Origin of the sequence: Desulfogranum marinum (assembly GCF_963675105.2) — a bacterium.
Lineage (GTDB): Bacteria > Desulfobacterota > Desulfobulbia > Desulfobulbales > Desulfobulbaceae > Desulfogranum > Desulfogranum marinum.
Window position 1 is genome coordinate 756,161 of the sequence record NZ_CAXXRO010000004.1, and the last position, 17,508, is coordinate 773,668.

The 17,508-nt window shown below is 44.4% G+C and carries 15 protein-coding genes; 14 read left to right on the forward strand and 1 reads right to left on the reverse strand.

All coding sequences use genetic code 11. The annotated features are described in order from the left end of the window. Positions 1-260: 260 nt before the first annotated feature. Genes ACHZCY_RS12230 through cydB form a run of 4 tightly spaced genes read left to right on the forward strand, consistent with a single transcriptional unit; the run spans position 261 to position 3,724 of the window. Positions 261-752: an RrF2 family transcriptional regulator gene (locus ACHZCY_RS12230; protein WP_319549082.1), complete on the forward strand. Its 492-nt coding sequence runs from the start codon at positions 261-263 to the stop codon at positions 750-752. A gap of 14 nt (positions 753-766) precedes the next feature. Next, on the forward strand, positions 767-1,039 hold the full coding sequence (locus tag ACHZCY_RS12235; RefSeq protein WP_319549083.1) for a DUF4492 domain-containing protein: 273 nt from the start codon (positions 767-769) through the stop codon (positions 1,037-1,039). Continuing rightward, positions 1,036-2,571: a cytochrome ubiquinol oxidase subunit I gene (locus ACHZCY_RS12240; protein ID WP_205221695.1), complete on the forward strand. Its 1,536-nt coding sequence runs from the start codon at positions 1,036-1,038 to the stop codon at positions 2,569-2,571. Before ACHZCY_RS12235 ends, ACHZCY_RS12240 begins: the two co-directional genes overlap by 4 nt. A 1-nt stretch (position 2,572) precedes the next feature. After that, a complete protein-coding gene (gene cydB / locus ACHZCY_RS12245; RefSeq protein ID WP_205221694.1) occupies positions 2,573-3,724 on the forward strand; it encodes a cytochrome d ubiquinol oxidase subunit II in 1,152 nt (383 codons plus the stop codon). Between the two features lie 207 nt (positions 3,725-3,931). Here the strand turns inward: cydB and ACHZCY_RS12250 are convergent, their stop codons facing one another. Further along, entirely contained in the window at positions 3,932-4,816 is an 885-nt protein-coding gene (locus tag ACHZCY_RS12250; RefSeq protein ID WP_319549084.1) for a LysR family transcriptional regulator, read from the reverse strand. Between the two features lie 226 nt (positions 4,817-5,042). Between ACHZCY_RS12250 and ACHZCY_RS12255 the strand changes: the two genes are divergently transcribed. From ACHZCY_RS12255 to ACHZCY_RS12300, 10 genes are all read left to right on the forward strand, one after another. After that, positions 5,043-5,240: a hypothetical protein gene (locus ACHZCY_RS12255; protein WP_319549085.1), complete on the forward strand. Its 198-nt coding sequence runs from the start codon at positions 5,043-5,045 to the stop codon at positions 5,238-5,240. Positions 5,241-5,401: 161 nt separating this feature from the next. Beyond that, on the forward strand, positions 5,402-6,745 hold the full coding sequence (gene extKL, locus ACHZCY_RS12260; protein ID WP_319549086.1) for a multiheme c-type cytochrome (seleno)protein ExtKL: 1,344 nt from the start codon (positions 5,402-5,404) through the stop codon (positions 6,743-6,745). A gap of 463 nt (positions 6,746-7,208) precedes the next feature. Then, positions 7,209-8,672 carry a TrkH family potassium uptake protein gene (locus ACHZCY_RS12265; RefSeq protein WP_319549087.1) on the forward strand — a complete coding sequence of 488 codons (1,464 nt, stop codon included), beginning with the start codon at positions 7,209-7,211 and terminating at the stop codon, positions 8,670-8,672. Then, on the forward strand, positions 8,669-9,313 hold the full coding sequence (locus tag ACHZCY_RS12270) for a potassium channel family protein (RefSeq protein WP_205221688.1): 645 nt from the start codon (positions 8,669-8,671) through the stop codon (positions 9,311-9,313). The genes ACHZCY_RS12265 and ACHZCY_RS12270 overlap by 4 nt, the downstream gene beginning before the upstream one ends. Positions 9,314-9,664: 351 nt before the next feature. Then, positions 9,665-9,895 (forward strand): hypothetical protein, encoded by a 231-nt coding sequence (locus ACHZCY_RS12275; RefSeq protein WP_319549088.1) that lies wholly within the window; start codon positions 9,665-9,667, stop codon positions 9,893-9,895. Positions 9,896-10,677: 782 nt separating this feature from the next. Beyond that, positions 10,678-12,078 carry a sigma-54 interaction domain-containing protein gene (locus ACHZCY_RS12280; RefSeq protein ID WP_205221686.1) on the forward strand — a complete coding sequence of 467 codons (1,401 nt, stop codon included), beginning with the start codon at positions 10,678-10,680 and terminating at the stop codon, positions 12,076-12,078. A gap of 246 nt (positions 12,079-12,324) precedes the next feature. Continuing rightward, on the forward strand, positions 12,325-12,555 hold the full coding sequence (locus ACHZCY_RS12285; RefSeq protein ID WP_205221685.1) for a hypothetical protein: 231 nt from the start codon (positions 12,325-12,327) through the stop codon (positions 12,553-12,555). 395 nt (positions 12,556-12,950) lie between these two features. Further along, the gene (locus ACHZCY_RS12290) at positions 12,951-14,315 is read left to right on the forward strand and encodes an MFS transporter (protein ID WP_319549089.1); all 1,365 of its coding nucleotides are present in this window, start codon (positions 12,951-12,953) and stop codon (positions 14,313-14,315) included. Then, positions 14,308-16,248 carry a biosynthetic arginine decarboxylase gene (gene speA, locus ACHZCY_RS12295; RefSeq protein WP_205221683.1) on the forward strand — a complete coding sequence of 647 codons (1,941 nt, stop codon included), beginning with the start codon at positions 14,308-14,310 and terminating at the stop codon, positions 16,246-16,248. Before ACHZCY_RS12290 ends, speA begins: the two co-directional genes overlap by 8 nt. A 34-nt stretch (positions 16,249-16,282) precedes the next feature. Next, positions 16,283-17,500, forward strand: a complete 1,218-nt coding sequence (locus ACHZCY_RS12300) for a saccharopine dehydrogenase family protein (RefSeq protein ID WP_319549090.1) — start codon at positions 16,283-16,285, stop codon at positions 17,498-17,500. Positions 17,501-17,508: the final 8 nt, after the last annotated feature.

The window sequence follows — 17,508 nt, forward strand, 5'->3', positions numbered from 1 at the left end:
CAGCAGCTCCGATTTGGGTGTCGAATGCTCGCGCCTGATTCATCCGTTGCACCTATGATACGTTGTTTATGCACCATTGATAGTGGTTGAAAAGGCCATACCTGTTTCTTCATCTACTTGAAGCTACCCTAGCATATCTTTACATACCACCTCTCCTTGCTTCTGAGAAGAAGAATTGTTCTTGATTTAATTGTTGACAGAACGGGCGTGATTTTCTATATCGGACTTTATCTATCTTATATATCTTTTTGGTTTTGTTTATGCGATTGACAAGAGCAGCTGAATATGCGATCCGGTGCATGGTTTATCTGGCAAAACGTGGTAAAGGTGTGTTGACCAGCCGTCAGGAAATTGCCCAACGTGCAGAGATCCCCGGACATTTTTTAGCAAAAATTGCCCAGGACTTAGCCAGGGCAGGTCTTATTGAAATCCGACAGGGGGCAAAAGGTGGGTTTGTTTTGCTCAAAGAGCCGGCTGCAATAAGTCTGCTCGAAGTTGTTGAAATCATGATAGGAGAAATCTATCTTAACGATTGCATTGCAAGACCATCTACTTGTAGAGTCAGCTACAGTTGTGCTGTTCATCAGGTATGGATGAAGGCAAGGGATCAGTTACGCACTACCTTAAGCGAGGTAAGCCTGGAGCAGTTGGTCAGAGAAGAGTCTTGTGTTGCACCCTCTCGTGGCCCCTGCCCTGGTTTGGAAGGTACTGATGGTGATCCTGAGAATATTCCCGAAGCTAACAGCGTTTAAATGAAAGAGGAGCCATGGAGCAAATTATTGTGAAACAGCCGTCTCTTCCCATACGAATTTACCGTTTTTATCTGGATGGCTTTCGCCAGATGACTTTGGGGAAGACACTTTGGAAAATTATTTTTATAAAACTGCTGATCATGTTTGGGGTCTTGAAACTTTTTTTCTTCCCCGATTTTCTAGCAACTAATTTTACAACCGATAAAGACAGAGCTGATTATGTGATTGATCAAATCACACAGTCGGTTCAAGTAACAAACACTTTGGAAAAAGGAGACCAGTTATGATCGAAAACTTTGACCTGACCATGGTTAACTGGGCCAGGGCACAGTTTGCTCTAACAGCTATGTATCATTGGCTTTTTGTGCCGTTGACTCTTGGGCTTTCATGGCTCGTTGCGTTTTATCACACTATTTATGTGAAAACAGGCAGTGAGGAGTGGAAACGGCTGACTAAGTTCTGGATGAAGCTCTTTGGCGTGAACTTTGCCATCGGTGTTGCAACCGGTATCATCATGGAGTTTGAGTTCGGGACCAACTGGTCAAATTACTCCTGGATGGTGGGCGATATTTTCGGTGCTCCTTTGGCCATCGAAGGGATTATTGCCTTTTTTCTGGAAGCAACATTTTTCGCAGTCATGTTTTTTGGCTGGAACAGGGTATCTAAGAAATTTCACCTGTTTTCCACCTGGATGGTTGCTGTGGGTTCTAACATGTCAGCAGTATGGATTCTTGTTGCCAACGCCTGGATGCAATACCCTGTTGGACAGGCATTCAATCCTGACACTGCACGATTTGAAATGCAGAATTTTTTCGAGGTTGCCTTTTCTCCTTATGCCGTGTCCAAATTTACCCATACAACCAGTTCTTCCATGCTGGTTGCAGCCCTATTTATTCTCTCCATCTCTTCCTGGTTCCTGCTGCGTGGCCGCCACGTCATCATGGCCAAACGATCCATCGTGGTCGCGTCTGTTTTTGGCCTTGTTGCCTCAATATTTGTTGTATTTAATGGCGACGAGTCAGCCTATCAGATAGCTGAAGTACAGCCGATGAAGCTCGCTGCTTTTGAAGGTCTCTGGGATGGAGAAAATAGTGCCGGCTTGGTTGCTCTTGGGATTGTTAACCGGGACAAGCGGGTTGATAATGAGGAGGAGCCCTTTGAGTTTGAATTCCGCATACCGGGTTTGCTGTCTCTCATGGCCAACCGTTCGTTTGGTTCCTTTGTCCCTGGTATAAAAGATCTGGTTTACGGTAATGAAGAATACAACATTGTCGGCGCAGCCCAGAAAATGGAAAGGGGGAAGGTTGCTATTTCTAATCTCGATGCCTACAAACAGGCGCTCAAGAGTGGCGATCAGGCAACAGCAGATATACACTTGGCAACCTTTAATGAACACAAAGAATTTTTAGGCTACGGTTTTCTGGAAAAGCCGGAAGACACTGTGCCTCCGGTAGCGTTGTCCTTTAATGCCTTTCATATAATGGTTGCCCTGGGGTCTCTTTTTCCACTGGTGTTTTTTGCTTACCTCTATTTCAGCCTTAAAGGAACCCTGGAGAACAAGAAACTGTTGCTGGGTGGAGGAACAGTGCTTTATATCCTGGGCTTGGTTGCTTCTCAGGCTGGGTGGGTTGTGGCTGAAGTTGGTCGTCAGCCCTGGGCAATACAGGGCTTGCTGCCGGTAACTGTAGCACGAACCAACCTGACCACAGGCACGGTACAGACGACTTTTTATATGTTTTTGATTTTGTTTACATTGTTATTGTTAGCGGAAATCAGCATTATGGCAAAACAGGTCAGCATCGGGCCGGAGGAGGACTAACATGATTGAAAATCTTGACTATGCAACCATGCAGCATCTTTGGTGGCTGATCTGTTCGGTGGTGGGTTCGCTTTTTCTTTTTCTCACCTTTGTCCAAGGTGGACAGAGCCTGTTATGGCAGGTGGCAAAAACAGAGACCGAAAAGGGCCTGGTTATTAATTCCCTTGGTCGAAAGTGGGAATTAACCTTTACCACTTTGGTTCTTTTTGGTGGTGCCCTGTTTGCCTCTTTCCCAAAGTTTTATTCAACCTCCTTTGGCGGGGCCTATTGGGTTTGGATACTGATTCTTTTCACCTTCATTATTCAGGCTGTCAGTTATGAATTCCGTACCAAACCGCGTAACATATATGGGAGCAAGGTCTATGAATTCTTTTTGTTCATCAACGGATCTGTGGGAATCCTTCTCATAGGGGCTGCTGTCGGCACCTTTTTCACCGGGTCCAATTTTCAACTCAGCGGGTATAACTTTGTGACCTGGATGCATCCGTTGCGAGGTCTGGAGGCTGCACTCAGTTTTTCTCTTTCCAGTGTCTTCAACATCGCATTAGGCCTCTTCCTGGTCTTTAACGCACGAACCCTGGGGGCAATGTATCTGGTAAACAACATCGATCTCTCCGCAGTACCGGATATGGAACAAAGGCTGAGAAAGGCCTGTTGGACGAATTTTACCTTGTCCTTGCCATTTTGCCTCTACGTTGTCGTCTCGTTGCTGGTGATGAAAGGTTTTGGTATCGTTGATGAGCAGGGAACCATTGAGTATGTGAAATTTAAATACTTCCATAATTTGCTCGCTAACCCCTGGCTGCTTGGGCTACTGTTAGGTGGTCTGGTACTGGTTATCTTAGGGGCGCTGCGGACCGCAAAAACAAAAAGTACCGCCGGCATATGGTTTGGCGGTCTGGGTACGGTGCTGGTGGGGCTGACTGTTTTGCTCTTGCCCGCATATAATAATACGGCTTTTTATCCATCAAAATTTGATTTGCAGTCCAGCCTGACTATCTATAATGCCTCTTCCAGTCCTTATACTTTAAAAGTCATGACCTATGTGGCCCTGACTATTCCCTTTGTCCTGGCCTACATCATCTATGTGTGGTGGGCAATGGATAGGAAGAAAATGAAAATTGAAGACACCGGCGATAGAGCTGCTTACTAGCCATAGGAGGTTAAGTATATGAATACATTTCTTTTGATCACATGGGTAGTGGTGATCGTTGCCTCTTTTAACTTGGCAATTCGATTTTTGAAAAAACTGAATTTATTCTAAGTATTTTTGCTTATCATAAGAAAAGCCGTTCCATTTAAGGAACGGCTTTTTTTTTGTCTTCTTATTTTTTTTCGACATCTCTCCTTGTTTGCTGAATCATGGGAAACAGGCTTTTACTTCCCTGATAAATGCTTCCATGGACTGTGAGAGCCATTTATTTTTATGCTGAATCATTAAAATGGCTGTCTCTATAGTCTCTTTTCCTACTTGAAAAGAAGCAAAACGTCCCTGCTCCAGTTCCTCTTTAACAGCTATCTCCGGCAGAATGGTCACTCCGACCTGTTGCTCCACACATGATTTGATTGTTTGAAGGGAGTTGAGCTCAATGGTGGCAGCGGGCTTTACCTTCATTTCATCCAGTGTTTGCAGAAAGATCGTATTGTATTGACAATCGTATTTCGGCAGAAGGAATGTTTCATTTTCCAAATCTTTCAGGCTGACATGCGACTTTTTGGTTAACGCACAGTGATTGGAACAAACGAAGAGCAGGTGTGTAAATCCCAAAACCTCACTTTTAAGGTCAGCTTCGTGAATGGCATCTATGAGGAGAAAGGCCACATCTGTGATGCCGGACCGTAATTCACGTTTCAAAGAGGAAAAGGCGCAACTGTTGATGTCCAGGTTGACCCTTGGATACTGTTGTTGGAAACGGCTAAGTACTTGTGGCAGGATATAATTTCCAAGGCTCTGTGGAATCCGCACAGAGATGGAACCTTCCGGTTCTTCCCAGCCCGCTACCTCTGCAAAGGTTTCCGCCTCCATGTCTGTTAATTTTTTTGCGTACCGAACCATTATTCTTCCTGCTTCGGTCAGTGCTACTCTTTTTCCCAGACGGTCGAAAAGTGGAACGCCGAGTTCTTCCTCCAGGGTTCTGATTCGTGAAGAAACAGTTGATTGTGCGTAATTAAGCGTGTCGGCAGCCTGACTGAAACTTAATAAGTCCGCTACCACCAGAAAGGTCTTGAGTTGTCGTAATTCCACCTTGATTCTCCTATCGGATATTTCGATAATAACTACTAATTTGATTCGCTGGACACGTAATTAACGATCGATTACTACATACCAGAATTGTATTTAAGAAGTCAATTCGGGTGGTTTGGACTATCCCTGCAATGAGGCTGTCTTTTAAATACCATACGAGTCCTGATGGATCTGTAAAAATGCTAACGTGTTGAGTGCGCGGTGAAAGAGAAGAAAGAAGAGGCGGATGGAAGCAGTAGGTGTCATCCGTTGTCAGCAAGTTGAAGATATATGTCCGGGGAAAAGAGCTGTCTCAAGGGCTCAGCTGATTGGTGATAGAGGTACGGAAAATATAGCTTTTGTACCATGTATTTCAAAAGGCAATCCGATTGGTATGGCCTGCCCCAATGTGAACAAATCAAAGATGCTGTTGCCGCAAAAATAAGAACAGACAGAGAGATACTTGACTATACCCATTAACAACAAACAGTGCTGAAAAGGGTCTGCGAGGTTGCGTGCCGTGTGAAGGGGACAAGAAGTGAACAACGTAACTTGGCCGGTTTGGTAAAGTTACACTGGAGATAACCATTGAGTGAAGGAGGAAAAATGAACACTATCTGGGCAGTCCTTATTGCCTGCATTACTGCCTGTTTGTTGGCAGTAACCAGTGCCGTGGGTGCTGGAGGGCCAAAGCCTGAACCGCGGCCCAAGGCAAAGACAATTGCTGAGCTTGCAGAGCGATATGATTCGAGCAGGTGTCTTGAATGTCATGAAGATGCCCATGATCAATGGTCGGAGTCACTTCATGCCATGTCTATTTTGGGCACGCCTCGCACCGCACCGACGATCATCACCGCCATTGAAAAGGGGTTAAAGCTGTTTCCCTATTCCGGGGTAAAGAAAGACGAAGATATCACCGTCGAAAGCCTGATGATGTGTATGAAGTGCCATTTGCCTCAATTGGACGAAGCCACCGATGATGTCGCCCGCGAAATTGTGGCAACCATCCGCGGCTGGCAAAAGGCATATAAAGTCGGAAATTATGATCGAGCTGAGGAGTTGGAAGAGACCATAGCCAGTTTGAACATCGGCTGCATGGTGTGCCACAATAAGCTGGCGCTTATTCACAAGTATGCCGATGGGTATCCGCAACCGGATACCGTCTATGGTGCCACCGAGGGAGACCATGAAGATGAAGAGTATCCCAAAATGGCAGTAGCGCCGGCATTGGGTGAAGCCATTTTTTGTGGGCAGTGCCATGGGCAGGGACCCAATTTCGAACTGGATCACCCTTCCCAGTGCGCAACGGCATATGGCAGTTACCTTTTTGCCTATATAGCACATGGCGGCAGCAAAACCTGTCAGGATTGCCACATGGATGAATCCGGTCTTGGTCATGATATGCAGGCATATCGGGATGAAGACATGATTGCCATGGCCGTAGATGTGAACGTGGACGGACAGTCATTATTCTGGCGAAAAAACAAGCAGGAAGGGGTGCTGCCGATTGGTATCATCAACGTTGAAATTTACAACAAAACCGGTCACGGTATACCGGATGGCTGACCTACTCCAAATAGGCTGGTCCTGGATGTGACTGCGAAAACAAAGGATGATACGGTAATTTATAATAAACAGAAATTTTATATGCCCTTTCCTGGACGCCTCGGGCGCGGGAAGGAGATGGGTAGAGGACCTTACGAAAAAAGCGGTATTCTCAGAGAAACAAGTATTCCACCATTGGCACGTGTTCACGAAACGTTTGAAATCACATTTCCCTATGAAGATAAAGTGGCAGGTACTTCCACCCGTAGGGAATTACTCGATGATGAAATAACGGTTTCCGTGGTTTTGTCGTATCTGCCGTTTGGCGAATTCGATGGCAATGAGGTCACTTTTTTTGAAGAAACCAAGGTGCTGGATTTGAAGACAGAATGGATATGGAGGTAGTCTCGAGTATGTAATTCGAGCCATTACCTTTGTCTAAGTTGCTTAAGCCCGTATGGTCACCCCATGCGGGCTTTTTTTTTGGGCGAGGAATAACGATTACCCGCAGAGGCAGTAATAATGATACCAGGGCCACATTAAATGAGAATGACGATCAAGCTATTGTGGCTTATGCAAAAATGAAAAGTATTTAGCTCCAGCAGTGCCGATTTTTCAATGACACTTCATTGGTGCTCTGGAATTATTTTGGAATGAAGATTTTCTACCCAAATTTTCAACATCCCAAAAGACTGCAAATTTTCAAGTATTATACGTCGGCCGTCCGGTTTAATGACCATAAAGAAAAAATTACCAACACACCATCGACTGAACAAAAAACTTTATCGAATACACCGTACTGCCGTATAATGTATTCAGAGGTGCAGAATAGGTGCTCTCCCCATTTATAAAATAAAAGGATTTGATTTTGGCCAACCAAGCAAGCGGGCTCAGATACGCCGTACGGCTTTATGTAGTCTTTAAGTATTTCGGTCAAATGAACCTTATTCTTGCCATATTGACATTAGCACCTTTGCTTGTGTCTTTGATATCCGGGGAGAGTCTTGCCGCTCTGAGATATACTATTGTAATATGCTGTCTTACTGGTCTATGGATTGGGACAGCTCGGATGAAACCCCCTGCCAATATGCAAGTCAATGAGGGGTTGGTTTTAGTAGTCCTCATGTTTTTTTTCACGCCGCTTGTTATGGCCTACCCTATGATGAGCTCTGAGTTAAGTTTTCTGGACGCATTTTTTGAAGCTGTCTCAGGTGTCACGACAACAGGGTTGAGCACGAAGACTACGCTCGTTGATGCACCGACAACCTTCCTTTTCACACGTGCTTGGATGCAATGGTATGGTGGACTTGGTATCGTCGTACTTTCTCTAGCGTTCATTATGCAACCTGGTTTGGTAACAAAAAGTTTAGCAGCCACAGGAACAGAAAAGGATGATTTAGTCGGAGGTACACGAGCACACGCCCGGCGAGTTTTTAAAGTGTATAGCATTCTCACAGTTGTAGCCGTCTTCGGATCCTTGTTGGTTGGAATTAATTTGTTCGACGCCCTCCTTTATTCTTTCTCGGCAGTTTCGACCGGAGGCTTTGCTCCAGATACCAAAAGTTTAGAAAACTTCAATTGGCCGGTACAAGTGTGGATAACAGTAGTGTGTATATGCGCTGCAGTCCCGTTGACTTTTTACTATCGATTGTTCTCTAAAAAACATCGCGATAACGTGGGATTATTTCAACTCAAAGCTATCTTGGTAGCTTCTTTGGTGATGTCGTTATTTGTGAGTGCATCTATGAGAGTAAATGGGAGCATGACGTGGTCACAAATACTTCACCATGCTCCTTTACTTGCTTTTTCTGCACAGACAACATCAGGATTTTCTTCAATCTCACCTGCTGAGCTTGATGTGACGTCAAAGCTTTTGCTTACTTTTTCAATGCTAGTGGGTGGTGGTGTGGAATCAACTGCAGGCGGATTCAAAATTCTGCGGCTACTGATAGCCATGAACTTCGTACACGTGCTTCTCCTTCGGACCTGTCTGCCGAAACATGCAGTTATTGAACACAGGATCGCCAACCATCAATTGCATGATGAAGAAATCCATACAGCTTTGATACTCATTTTATTGTTCATCGCTATTTTAGCCTTTTCATGGCTCCCTTTTGTAGCAATGGGGTACAATCCGATAGATTCTTTATTTGAGGTGGCATCGGCACTAGGGACGGTAGGTTTATCCACAGGAATCACGAGTGCAGCCTTGCCCACCCTGCTTAAATGGGTTTTATGCGTTGACATGCTGTTGGGGAGGCTTGAAATCATTGCCTGGTTAGTATTGCTGTATCCACGTACTTGGTTTGGAAGAAGAATAGAGGGCCTATGAGAATAGTATTTATTGGAGCCGGAAAAGTTAGCATTGGAACAGCTAGGGTGCTCATAAAAAAAGGGCACGAAGTTATCATTGTTGAGCGAAACAAGTTAAAAATAGATGAATTATCCAAAGATATGGACTGTAGCTTTCTGCATGGTGATGGCAGCCACCCAAACCTTCTGAGCGAGGTGAATCCAGCTCAAACAGACTTTTTGTTTTGCCTGACCAACAGCGACCAAGTGAACGTTATCGCAAGCCTAGTCGGACGTTCACTTGGTTTCAATCGCGTCGTTACGAGCATTGGTGATCAACAATATGAGAGTATCTGTCATGAACTTGGCCTCAAAGATACCATCATTCCATTGCTGACGATAAGCCGTTATCTAGCGGACATGGTTGATGTAGGTGAAAGCGTTGAACTATCAAGGGTTGTCAAGGGAGAGGCTCGACTATTTTCCTTTGTAGCCAAACAAGAAGAGGCTGTTGCGGTCAAAGATTTACACCTGCCTTTCGATGCAAGAGTCATTTGCTATTATCGTGATGGAGAATTTTCACATGCCGATAATGATACAAAATTTCGTGTAAATGACGAGATTGTGATTTTAACCCACAGCAAAAACATGCTTGTTTTACAGGAACGCTGGCAGTCATAAACTCAATTTCCAGAGAGTTTAATTTTGAGGAGGCAGCCTTTCAGTTCTCAGGGCTAGGAGTCTGTCGGACTGAACCCTTTTTATATTTAAAAAATCGGAAAAATAAACACAAATCGGAAAAATTTACATTTCTTTTAATTGCAGTAAGTTACCATTCAACCCTTTTTTTCTTTGTTTTAAATTCGGAAGCCCTTCTTCCAGCAGAAATACCCTCTAGCCAACGAAGAAAAATGATTTTTTATTAATATTACAAAGTGTTATAGGTTTTATTCTTATTTGGCACACTCCTTGATTGTCCATTTTCACAACCAACTCAGGGTTGAGATTATAATAAAATGAGGAGAAGAGATTATGACTAAGAAGAAACACCACACTGTGGATGCCGAAAGATTTGCCAAGTGTCAAATTTGCCTGAACAACATTCCAGTTGAATACTATTTCAACAAAGGTGATGAAATCATCTGCTATGAATGTGGAACAGAGTATACGCTCATATCCAAAAGCCCTGTCAAACTGGAAATGTCCGGAGATTATTACGAACAAGATGACTACTTCGGCGAAATGCACTTTGATGATTATTGATCATCAACAGCAGCGTATTACATCCCATGTAGCAATTATTTATAAAAAAGACCGGACGTGTTCATTCGGTCTTTTCATTTTATGTAGTTCAGTAAAAATGACTGCTTTATTTTCATTCTACGTTTGTTCCTTGCATTGCCACCGATTACACCGAATACATTATTTTTGTCCACAAAGCTACGACATGGACTGAGTGGTTTCGTGCATCAGTACCGGACGTGTTTTTCACAATTAAATACTCAGAGATCGCTTCGCCGCGTATCCCCTTTGCCCCATAGCATCACTTTAATGAACTATCGGTTGTAAATTCAGAGATGCTCGTTCCTTCCGCACCAAACGCAAAAGACCTGTCACTGCTGGTTGAATTCCGATAGACTCCCCGATATCTCGTTGTTGTATGCTATCAGTTTAATCGAAGAGTTGATCTGCGCAAATGATACCCATGTTCCCCTATGTGCGGGCCTCCCTACCGGAAGCTCATAAAAAAAGCGGCTGAGCATTGTGGGGAATCGGATAAGATAATAGGATGTGATAGACGATAAAGATTGGTATCTTTATCCCATGGATACTCAATGGAACAGATTTTCCTAAGTATCTTTTTCTCTGTTGCTCTAAGCTGCCTGGCCAGCTTTATGCAAACGTGCAATAAAAGTGGTGTTTTCAGCTACATTCATGTCAATTTAAACCTACTTGCTTGTATCTGGGAAATTGCGAGTGAATAGCGAAAAATAAAACGATTGTATCCGAAAAAGTCCTTCTCACTTAATTAAGGTTCAACTGCCATGCATAATATACTGGTATTTGGTTTAACTGATATTCTGGAAAAACTACAACGTGTGTTTACTTCAAGCGACTGCAGACTTCTTAATATCAACTCCGCCAATGAGTTTTATTCTACCGCATTCTCTCGGATATTTGATGCATGGATCATTGACGCTATCCATCAAGATCTTCACGAACTGTCTATTGAAGAACTAGCCACGGCCCACTCTGTGCCACAAATAATAGTGGTGGGTGAGCATGACAATTTACAAGACCAACCATCACGTTGGCCGGGGAAGACTCATTTTCTGAGCAAAAATAATCTGATGGAATGTAAAACGTTATTCCTTGAGTTGATGAATAATAAAAAGGAACAAAACAAGGAACGATATCTCGCCGGATACATCCACCAGCAACCAGGTCTTGAAACAATTGTAACTAAAAGTCCATTAATGGAGAATTTGGTCGACCTCGTGAAAGATGTTGCTCCAACTGAATCTCCGGTATTTTTAATTGGTGAAACCGGTACAGGCAAAGAGTTGTTGGCAAATATTTTCCACAATGAATCGCGCAGGAAATCCGGCCCATTTATGGCGGTTAATTGCGGAGCACTACCTGACTCACTCCTTGAATCAGAACTTTTTGGATATGAAAAAGGTGCTTTTACCGGAGCGACAGGCCGTCGTGTCGGTAAAATCGAGCACGCTGCCGGAGGTACTTTATTCCTCGACGAAGTAGAAGCTATGTCACAGGCTATGCAAATCCGCCTCTTACGTGTGCTTCAAGAACGGAGCTTGCAAAGACTAGGCAGTAATGTTGATATTTGTACCGATTTCAGGGTTATTGCTGCAACCAATACTGATCCAACAGAACTTTTGCATTCAGGCAGTCTTCGTTCAGACCTCTATTACCGCCTCTCTGTTTTTCAAATTCATATTCCACCGCTGAGAGACAGACCGGAGGATATACCAATCCTTGTCCAGCACTTTGTAAATAAAAAGAAGAGAAACGGACGGGACTACGTTACAGGATTAGATAATAGGGCCATGAACCTGCTCCTATCCGTCCCATGGTTCGGCAATGTGAGAGAACTGCAAAATGTGATTGAACGAGCCGTAATGCTGACTGTTGAGCATACGATAGAGGCAGAACTCATTCAAATACCAGGCATTCCCATTGCTGACACTTCAGTTGATGTAACCAACTTAACTGATAATGCATTCCGCCCAGGGACTACCCTGAAATCGTACAAAAAACTGCTATCACAGTCCGCAGAAAGAAAGTATTTGGTCGAGCTTCTTGACTTCAAAGATGGACGGATAGGTGAGGCTGCACAACTTGCAGGATTAACCCCACGGGCATTGTACAATAAAATGAAAATACACGGCTTGAAAAAGGAGGACTTTAAAAAATCGGAATAAAAATTTTAATTCGGAAAAAGAATATAATTTGTTTAAAAAACAAAATGTTACAGGTTGTTCTCTGCATTTTACTCCACTAATCGGAATTATTGAGTCAATCCACTTGCCTCGTCGTTTTACTCTGGGAGTTTAATTTCTCTATTATTTACAAGCGATTACAAGAAAACTCAATGTTAGGCACAGTCTTTGAAAATACATCTCCGCATTAGCTTTGTTGTTCGCTGTTAACAAATATGTGAGGATAGCATGGGGAAATTTAATGAACGCCAGGGCGACAGGGGGAGATTTGGTAAATGTCAGATCTGCTTAGATTACATTCCAGTTGAATACTATTTCGACGTAGGTGATGAAATCGTCTGCTATGAGTGTGGTACGGAATATACAATTTCCTCTATAGATCCCATACGATTTGATATGATTGAAGACAGGTACAACACAGACGATTATTGTGAGGAGATGCATTTTGACGATTATTAAACGATGACAGGTGTTTCCTCGATTGCTTCAAAAAGCGACTAAGTGTCAGACAGACACGTAAATAAATCAAAGAGGGCAATGAGCTGGTTATAATTACTTCCGGCTTCTTGCTCTTTTTCTATTATTCCGCAATAACTTTCAAGTACTACAATTCACCACAGAATATAGCTACTGACACAACACCGATTGGGCATACGTCAGGCTTGGCAGTAGAGCATTTGATGTCTTCTTTGAAATGATGAGGAGCATCGCATCTCGGAAGGATGCTGATATCATTCAGGCTTAGGTAGTTTGAATCCGGTAATCACTCAAATTTAATTTCATAACTAAATTTCATAACTAATGACCACCTCAACAAAAACACCAACAACGCCTTCAAAGGGTAAGAATATTAAATGCTGAGTGTTATTTCCAACTGCTGGGCACTGTTTTTAGGCATGGGACTAATCATGCTGGGAAATGGATTACAGGCAACCCTTCTAGGGGTGCGTGCTTCTTTGGAGGGTTTTGGGACAACCATTACTGGTTTTGTAATGTCCGGCTATTTCCTTGGCCTTATTGCTGGATGCAATATAGTACCCAAATTCATTGGCCAGGTTGGTCATATTCGCACGTTTGCTGCTCTGGCATCACTTGCATCCACTTCAATCCTTGTACAGGCCGTTTTTGTTGATCCCTGGATATGGTGGACAATGCGTCTCGTTACAGGATTTGCCTATTCCGGCACTTATATAGTTACAGAAAGTTGGATTAACGAAGCAGCCGAGAATGGAACACGAGGAAAATTGCTAAGTTTCTACATGCTCGTCTCCCTTGGTGGGATGGCAGGTGGGCAAATGTTATTAAACCTTTTCCATCCTTCCGGTTTTGAGTTATTCGTTCTGGTCTCATTTCTGATCAGTTTAGCTGTGATTCCGATTCTGTTATCGACGGCACGTGTGCCCCAATTCGGCATTCTTGAACATGTTGGTATTTTAAAACTTTACCAGGTCTCGCCGCTTGGGGCATTTGGCATGTTTATCACAGGAATGACGATAGGTACCTTCTTTGGTATGGGGGCTGTGTATGCCACCGACATTGGTTTGTCAGTAAAGGATGTTTCTCTTTTTATGGGTACACTCATTTTTGGCGGATTCTTTTTCCAGTACCCACTGGGCTGGCTTTCGGATCATTGTGGACCAATCAAGGTAATTATTTTCAGTTGTACGGGGGGAGCTGCAGTATCCTTTGTCGCTATGACTTTTACAGGAGGAGGCATTTTGCTCTATGTAATTATTGCCACTGTTGGAGGATTGGCCATGCCTTTGTATTCCCTATGCTGCGTTTACACCAATGATTACCTGACACCTACCCAAATGGTTGCCGCCAGTGGGACTCTAGTGCTGTTGAGTGCGTTGGGAGCTACAATAGGCTCTCCTGTTACCGCCTTTTTTATGGAGATATTTGGCCCGCAGGCTTTTTATGGAAGTCTGGGTGTGATGTTAAGCACGGTCGCAATTTTTGCACTCTGGCGTTCAACCCAAAGGGTAGATGTTCAGCCGGAGGAACAGGGTGAATTTATCGTAATGGCAGCCAGTCCATTGAGTGCATCATTAAACCCTGATGTCAAACTATCTGAAATTGAAGCAGCAGCAGATGAGGATCCTGAAGATATACAATTTAGCTTCGAAGAACTGGTAAATGATCTTGAAAACCAGTATGATAACTCCTCTGGCGCCGAAGAGAATTCTCACAGTAGCAAGGAACTGCAAGATGAATAACCACACTCTCCACTCAAAGAGCTGGTCAACACAAGAGGCTTCCAAGCACTACTGCATAGATAAGTGGGGAGCCAATTATTTTTCAATCAACGAAGCTGGAGATGTTGTGGTCACCCCTGGTGGGGCCGACAACGGACCAAGCATTAGTTTGTATGAGATCGCCCAAGAGATCGAAATGCGAGGTCTGTCCATGCCGGTGCTGCTTCGAATCGAGAATATTCTCGGAAGCCAAATCAAGCTTCTTCACGAAACCTTTCGCAAGGTTATTCGGGAAAATGACTATCGCGGCGTCTATAAGGGCGTGTTTCCAATCAAGGTGAACCAACAGGAACAGGTCATTGAGGCGATTGGTCAATTCGGGGAAAATTTCAACCACGGTCTAGAAGCCGGCAGCAAACCTGAGCTCATCGCTGCCATCTCCATGCTTAAAAACCGTAACGCCTGCCTGATCTGCAATGGGTACAAAGACGAAGAATTTATTGATCTCGGCTTGTTTGCGGTAAAAATGGGATACCAGGTGTTTTTCGTAATCGAAGTCCCAGGAGAAGTTGACCTCATCATTGAGCGGTCAAAATACCACAATATTACCCCAACACTCGGCCTGCGCATCAAGCTTTCCACACAAGCAGAAGGCCAGTGGGCAGAATCGGGTGGAGACAGCTCTGTTTTCGGTCTTACCATGAGCCACATTATCGATGTCATAGACCGGCTCAAGCAAGAAGAGATGCTCGACTGCCTGCAGCTCCTCCACTACCACATCGGGTCCCAGATTCCTAACATTAGGGATATCCGTGCCGGCGCCATGGAGGCCTGCAGACTTTATGAAGAACTGGTGAAAGAAGGGGCCCCCATGGGCTACCTTGATCTTGGCGGTGGCCTTGCGGTGGATTACGACGGTTCTAACACAGATTCACATTCGAGCCGCAACTATTCTTTGGAGGAGTATTGCAGCGATATTGTCGAATCGATCATTACCGTACTCGATAAAAACGACATACCGCACCCGACTATCATCACCGAATCGGGCAGGGCTATTGTCGCCTACTACTCTGTCCTTATTTTTAATATATTGGATGTCAGTTCATTTGAGCCGCATCCAATCCCAGCCACATTACCGGATGTGGACAGCGACTTGCTCGAAAACCTGATGACCACCTACAACATGGTCTCGGCCAAGGACATTCAAGAATGCTGCAACGATGCCCTGTTTTACCGCAGCCAAGCCAGGCAGCTCTTTAAGCACGGGCATATAACCATCCGTGAAAGGGCACAGGCAGAAAATCTCGTCCAGCATATCCTGATAAAAATATCCGAATTTTCGAGAGAGCTTACACACATCCCTAAAGATGTGCAGACGATGAATCGGTTAATCTACGATATCTACTATGGCAACTTCAGCCTTTTTCAGTCATTGCCTGATGTATGGGCTATTGACCAGATCTTGCCGACAATGCCGTTGCATCGCCATCTTGAAAAACCCTCTCGGCAGGCCATTATCTCAGATATTACCTGCGACTGTGATGGCAAGATAGACAGCTTTCCCGGTATCATCGAGAAAAAAAGCAATATTATGCTCCACCCGCTTAAACCTGATGAAGAGTATTATATGGGCGTTTTCCTCGTTGGGGCATATCAGGAAACCTTGGGTGATCTGCACAACCTTTTCGGAGATACCAACGTGGTGTCAATCCATGTCAACGATGACGGCAGCTATAAATTCATTCTTGAGCTTGAGGGAGACTCCGTGGCCGATGTGCTCTCTTATGTAGGGTATGATATTCGTGCCATCAGGACCAGGCTTAAAGCCCAGGCAGAAGATGCCATACAGAACGGATTAGTCTCCCCTCATGAACGAAAATCGATTCTGGCAAACTTTGAAGAAGGATTGCGAGGGTATACCTATTTTGAGAAACAAAGCACCACTGATATCTAGCGGTAAAGATACGTTTTTTATAAAGGAGGACAACATGTCCCGAATACTTATCATTGGAGCCGGCGGTGTCGGCAATGTAGTAGCAAAAAAATGTGCAATGCACAGCGATATTTTCACTGATATATGGCTTGCCAGTCGAACTGTAGCTAAATGTGAGGCTATTGCAGAGGAAGTAAACCAGTTAACGGGAGTTGTGATAAATACGGCACAAGTCGATGCCGATTCTGTTCCAGAGCTGGTAGAACTTATCGGCAAAATTAAACCTATACTCATCATCAACGTTGCCTTGCCGTATCAAGACCTGACCATAATGGATGCCTGCCTGGAATGTGGCGTCCACTATCTTGACACTGCCAACTACGAACCTGAACATACCGCTCATTTTGAATACAGCTGGCAATGGGCCTACAAGGAAAAATTCAAAGAGAAAGGGCTGATGGCTCTTCTCGGCTGTGGGTTTGATCCGGGCGTTACAAACATTTTTTGTGCCCACGCTCAAAAGCACGAGTTCGACACCATAGAGTCCATTGATATTCTTGACTGCAATGCCGGTGATCACGGTCATCCCTTTGCAACCAATTTTAACCCGGAAATCAACATCCGAGAGGTCACCCAGGTTGTTCGGCACTGGAAAGAGGGGGAATGGATTGAGACCCCGCCAATTCTTGATGATGACTGTGTACATTTCACCTTCGATTACCCTGTTGCAGGTCCCCGTGAAAGCTACCTGCTTTATCATGAGGAGATGGAATCTCTGGTCAAACACATCAAAGGTCTCAAGCGCATCCGTTTCTGGATGACCTTCGGGCAGCCATACCTTACTCATCTGAAGGTTCTTGAAAATGTGGGGATGACCCGTATTGACGAGGTTGAATTTGAGGGGCGGAAAATCATTCCGATTCGTTTCCTGAAGGCGCTGCTTCCAGACCCTGGGTCACTTGGCAGTAACTATACAGGCAAGACGGTTATAGGCTGTGTGTTCAAAGGGGAAAAGAACGGGCAGAAAAAGCAACGTTATACCTACAATGTTTGCGACCACGCAGAAGCCTTTGCCGAAGTGCAGTCCCAGGCGGTATCGTATACTACCGGTGTTCCAGCCATGATCGGCGCTATGCTGATGCTCAAAAAAATATGGCAGGGTGAGGGCGTGTTCAATGTGGAGCAACTTGATCCCGATCCATTCATGGACGAACTGAACAAAAACGGTTTGCCCTGGCAGTCGGTCGATTTCAACGGCGAATTGCCTGACTAATCTGAGCA

What these genes read in the sequence shown, in the direction of transcription:
- ACHZCY_RS12230 (WP_319549082.1), top strand. Translation starts at nt 261, where the DNA reads ATGCGATTGACAAGAGCAGCTGAATATGCGATCCGGTGCATGGTTTAT.
- ACHZCY_RS12235 (WP_319549083.1), top strand. Translation starts at nt 767, where the DNA reads ATGGAGCAAATTATTGTGAAACAGCCGTCTCTTCCCATACGAATTTAC.
- ACHZCY_RS12240 (WP_205221695.1), top strand. Translation starts at nt 1,036, where the DNA reads ATGATCGAAAACTTTGACCTGACCATGGTTAACTGGGCCAGGGCACAG.
- cydB (WP_205221694.1), top strand. Translation starts at nt 2,573, where the DNA reads ATGATTGAAAATCTTGACTATGCAACCATGCAGCATCTTTGGTGGCTG.
- ACHZCY_RS12255 (WP_319549085.1), top strand. Translation starts at nt 5,043, where the DNA reads ATGGAAGCAGTAGGTGTCATCCGTTGTCAGCAAGTTGAAGATATATGT.
- ACHZCY_RS12270 (WP_205221688.1), top strand. Translation starts at nt 8,669, where the DNA reads ATGAGAATAGTATTTATTGGAGCCGGAAAAGTTAGCATTGGAACAGCT.
- ACHZCY_RS12275 (WP_319549088.1), top strand. Translation starts at nt 9,665, where the DNA reads ATGACTAAGAAGAAACACCACACTGTGGATGCCGAAAGATTTGCCAAG.
- ACHZCY_RS12280 (WP_205221686.1), top strand. Translation starts at nt 10,678, where the DNA reads ATGCATAATATACTGGTATTTGGTTTAACTGATATTCTGGAAAAACTA.
- ACHZCY_RS12285 (WP_205221685.1), top strand. Translation starts at nt 12,325, where the DNA reads ATGGGGAAATTTAATGAACGCCAGGGCGACAGGGGGAGATTTGGTAAA.
- ACHZCY_RS12290 (WP_319549089.1), top strand. Translation starts at nt 12,951, where the DNA reads ATGCTGAGTGTTATTTCCAACTGCTGGGCACTGTTTTTAGGCATGGGA.
- speA (WP_205221683.1), top strand. Translation starts at nt 14,308, where the DNA reads ATGAATAACCACACTCTCCACTCAAAGAGCTGGTCAACACAAGAGGCT.
- ACHZCY_RS12300 (WP_319549090.1), top strand. Translation starts at nt 16,283, where the DNA reads ATGTCCCGAATACTTATCATTGGAGCCGGCGGTGTCGGCAATGTAGTA.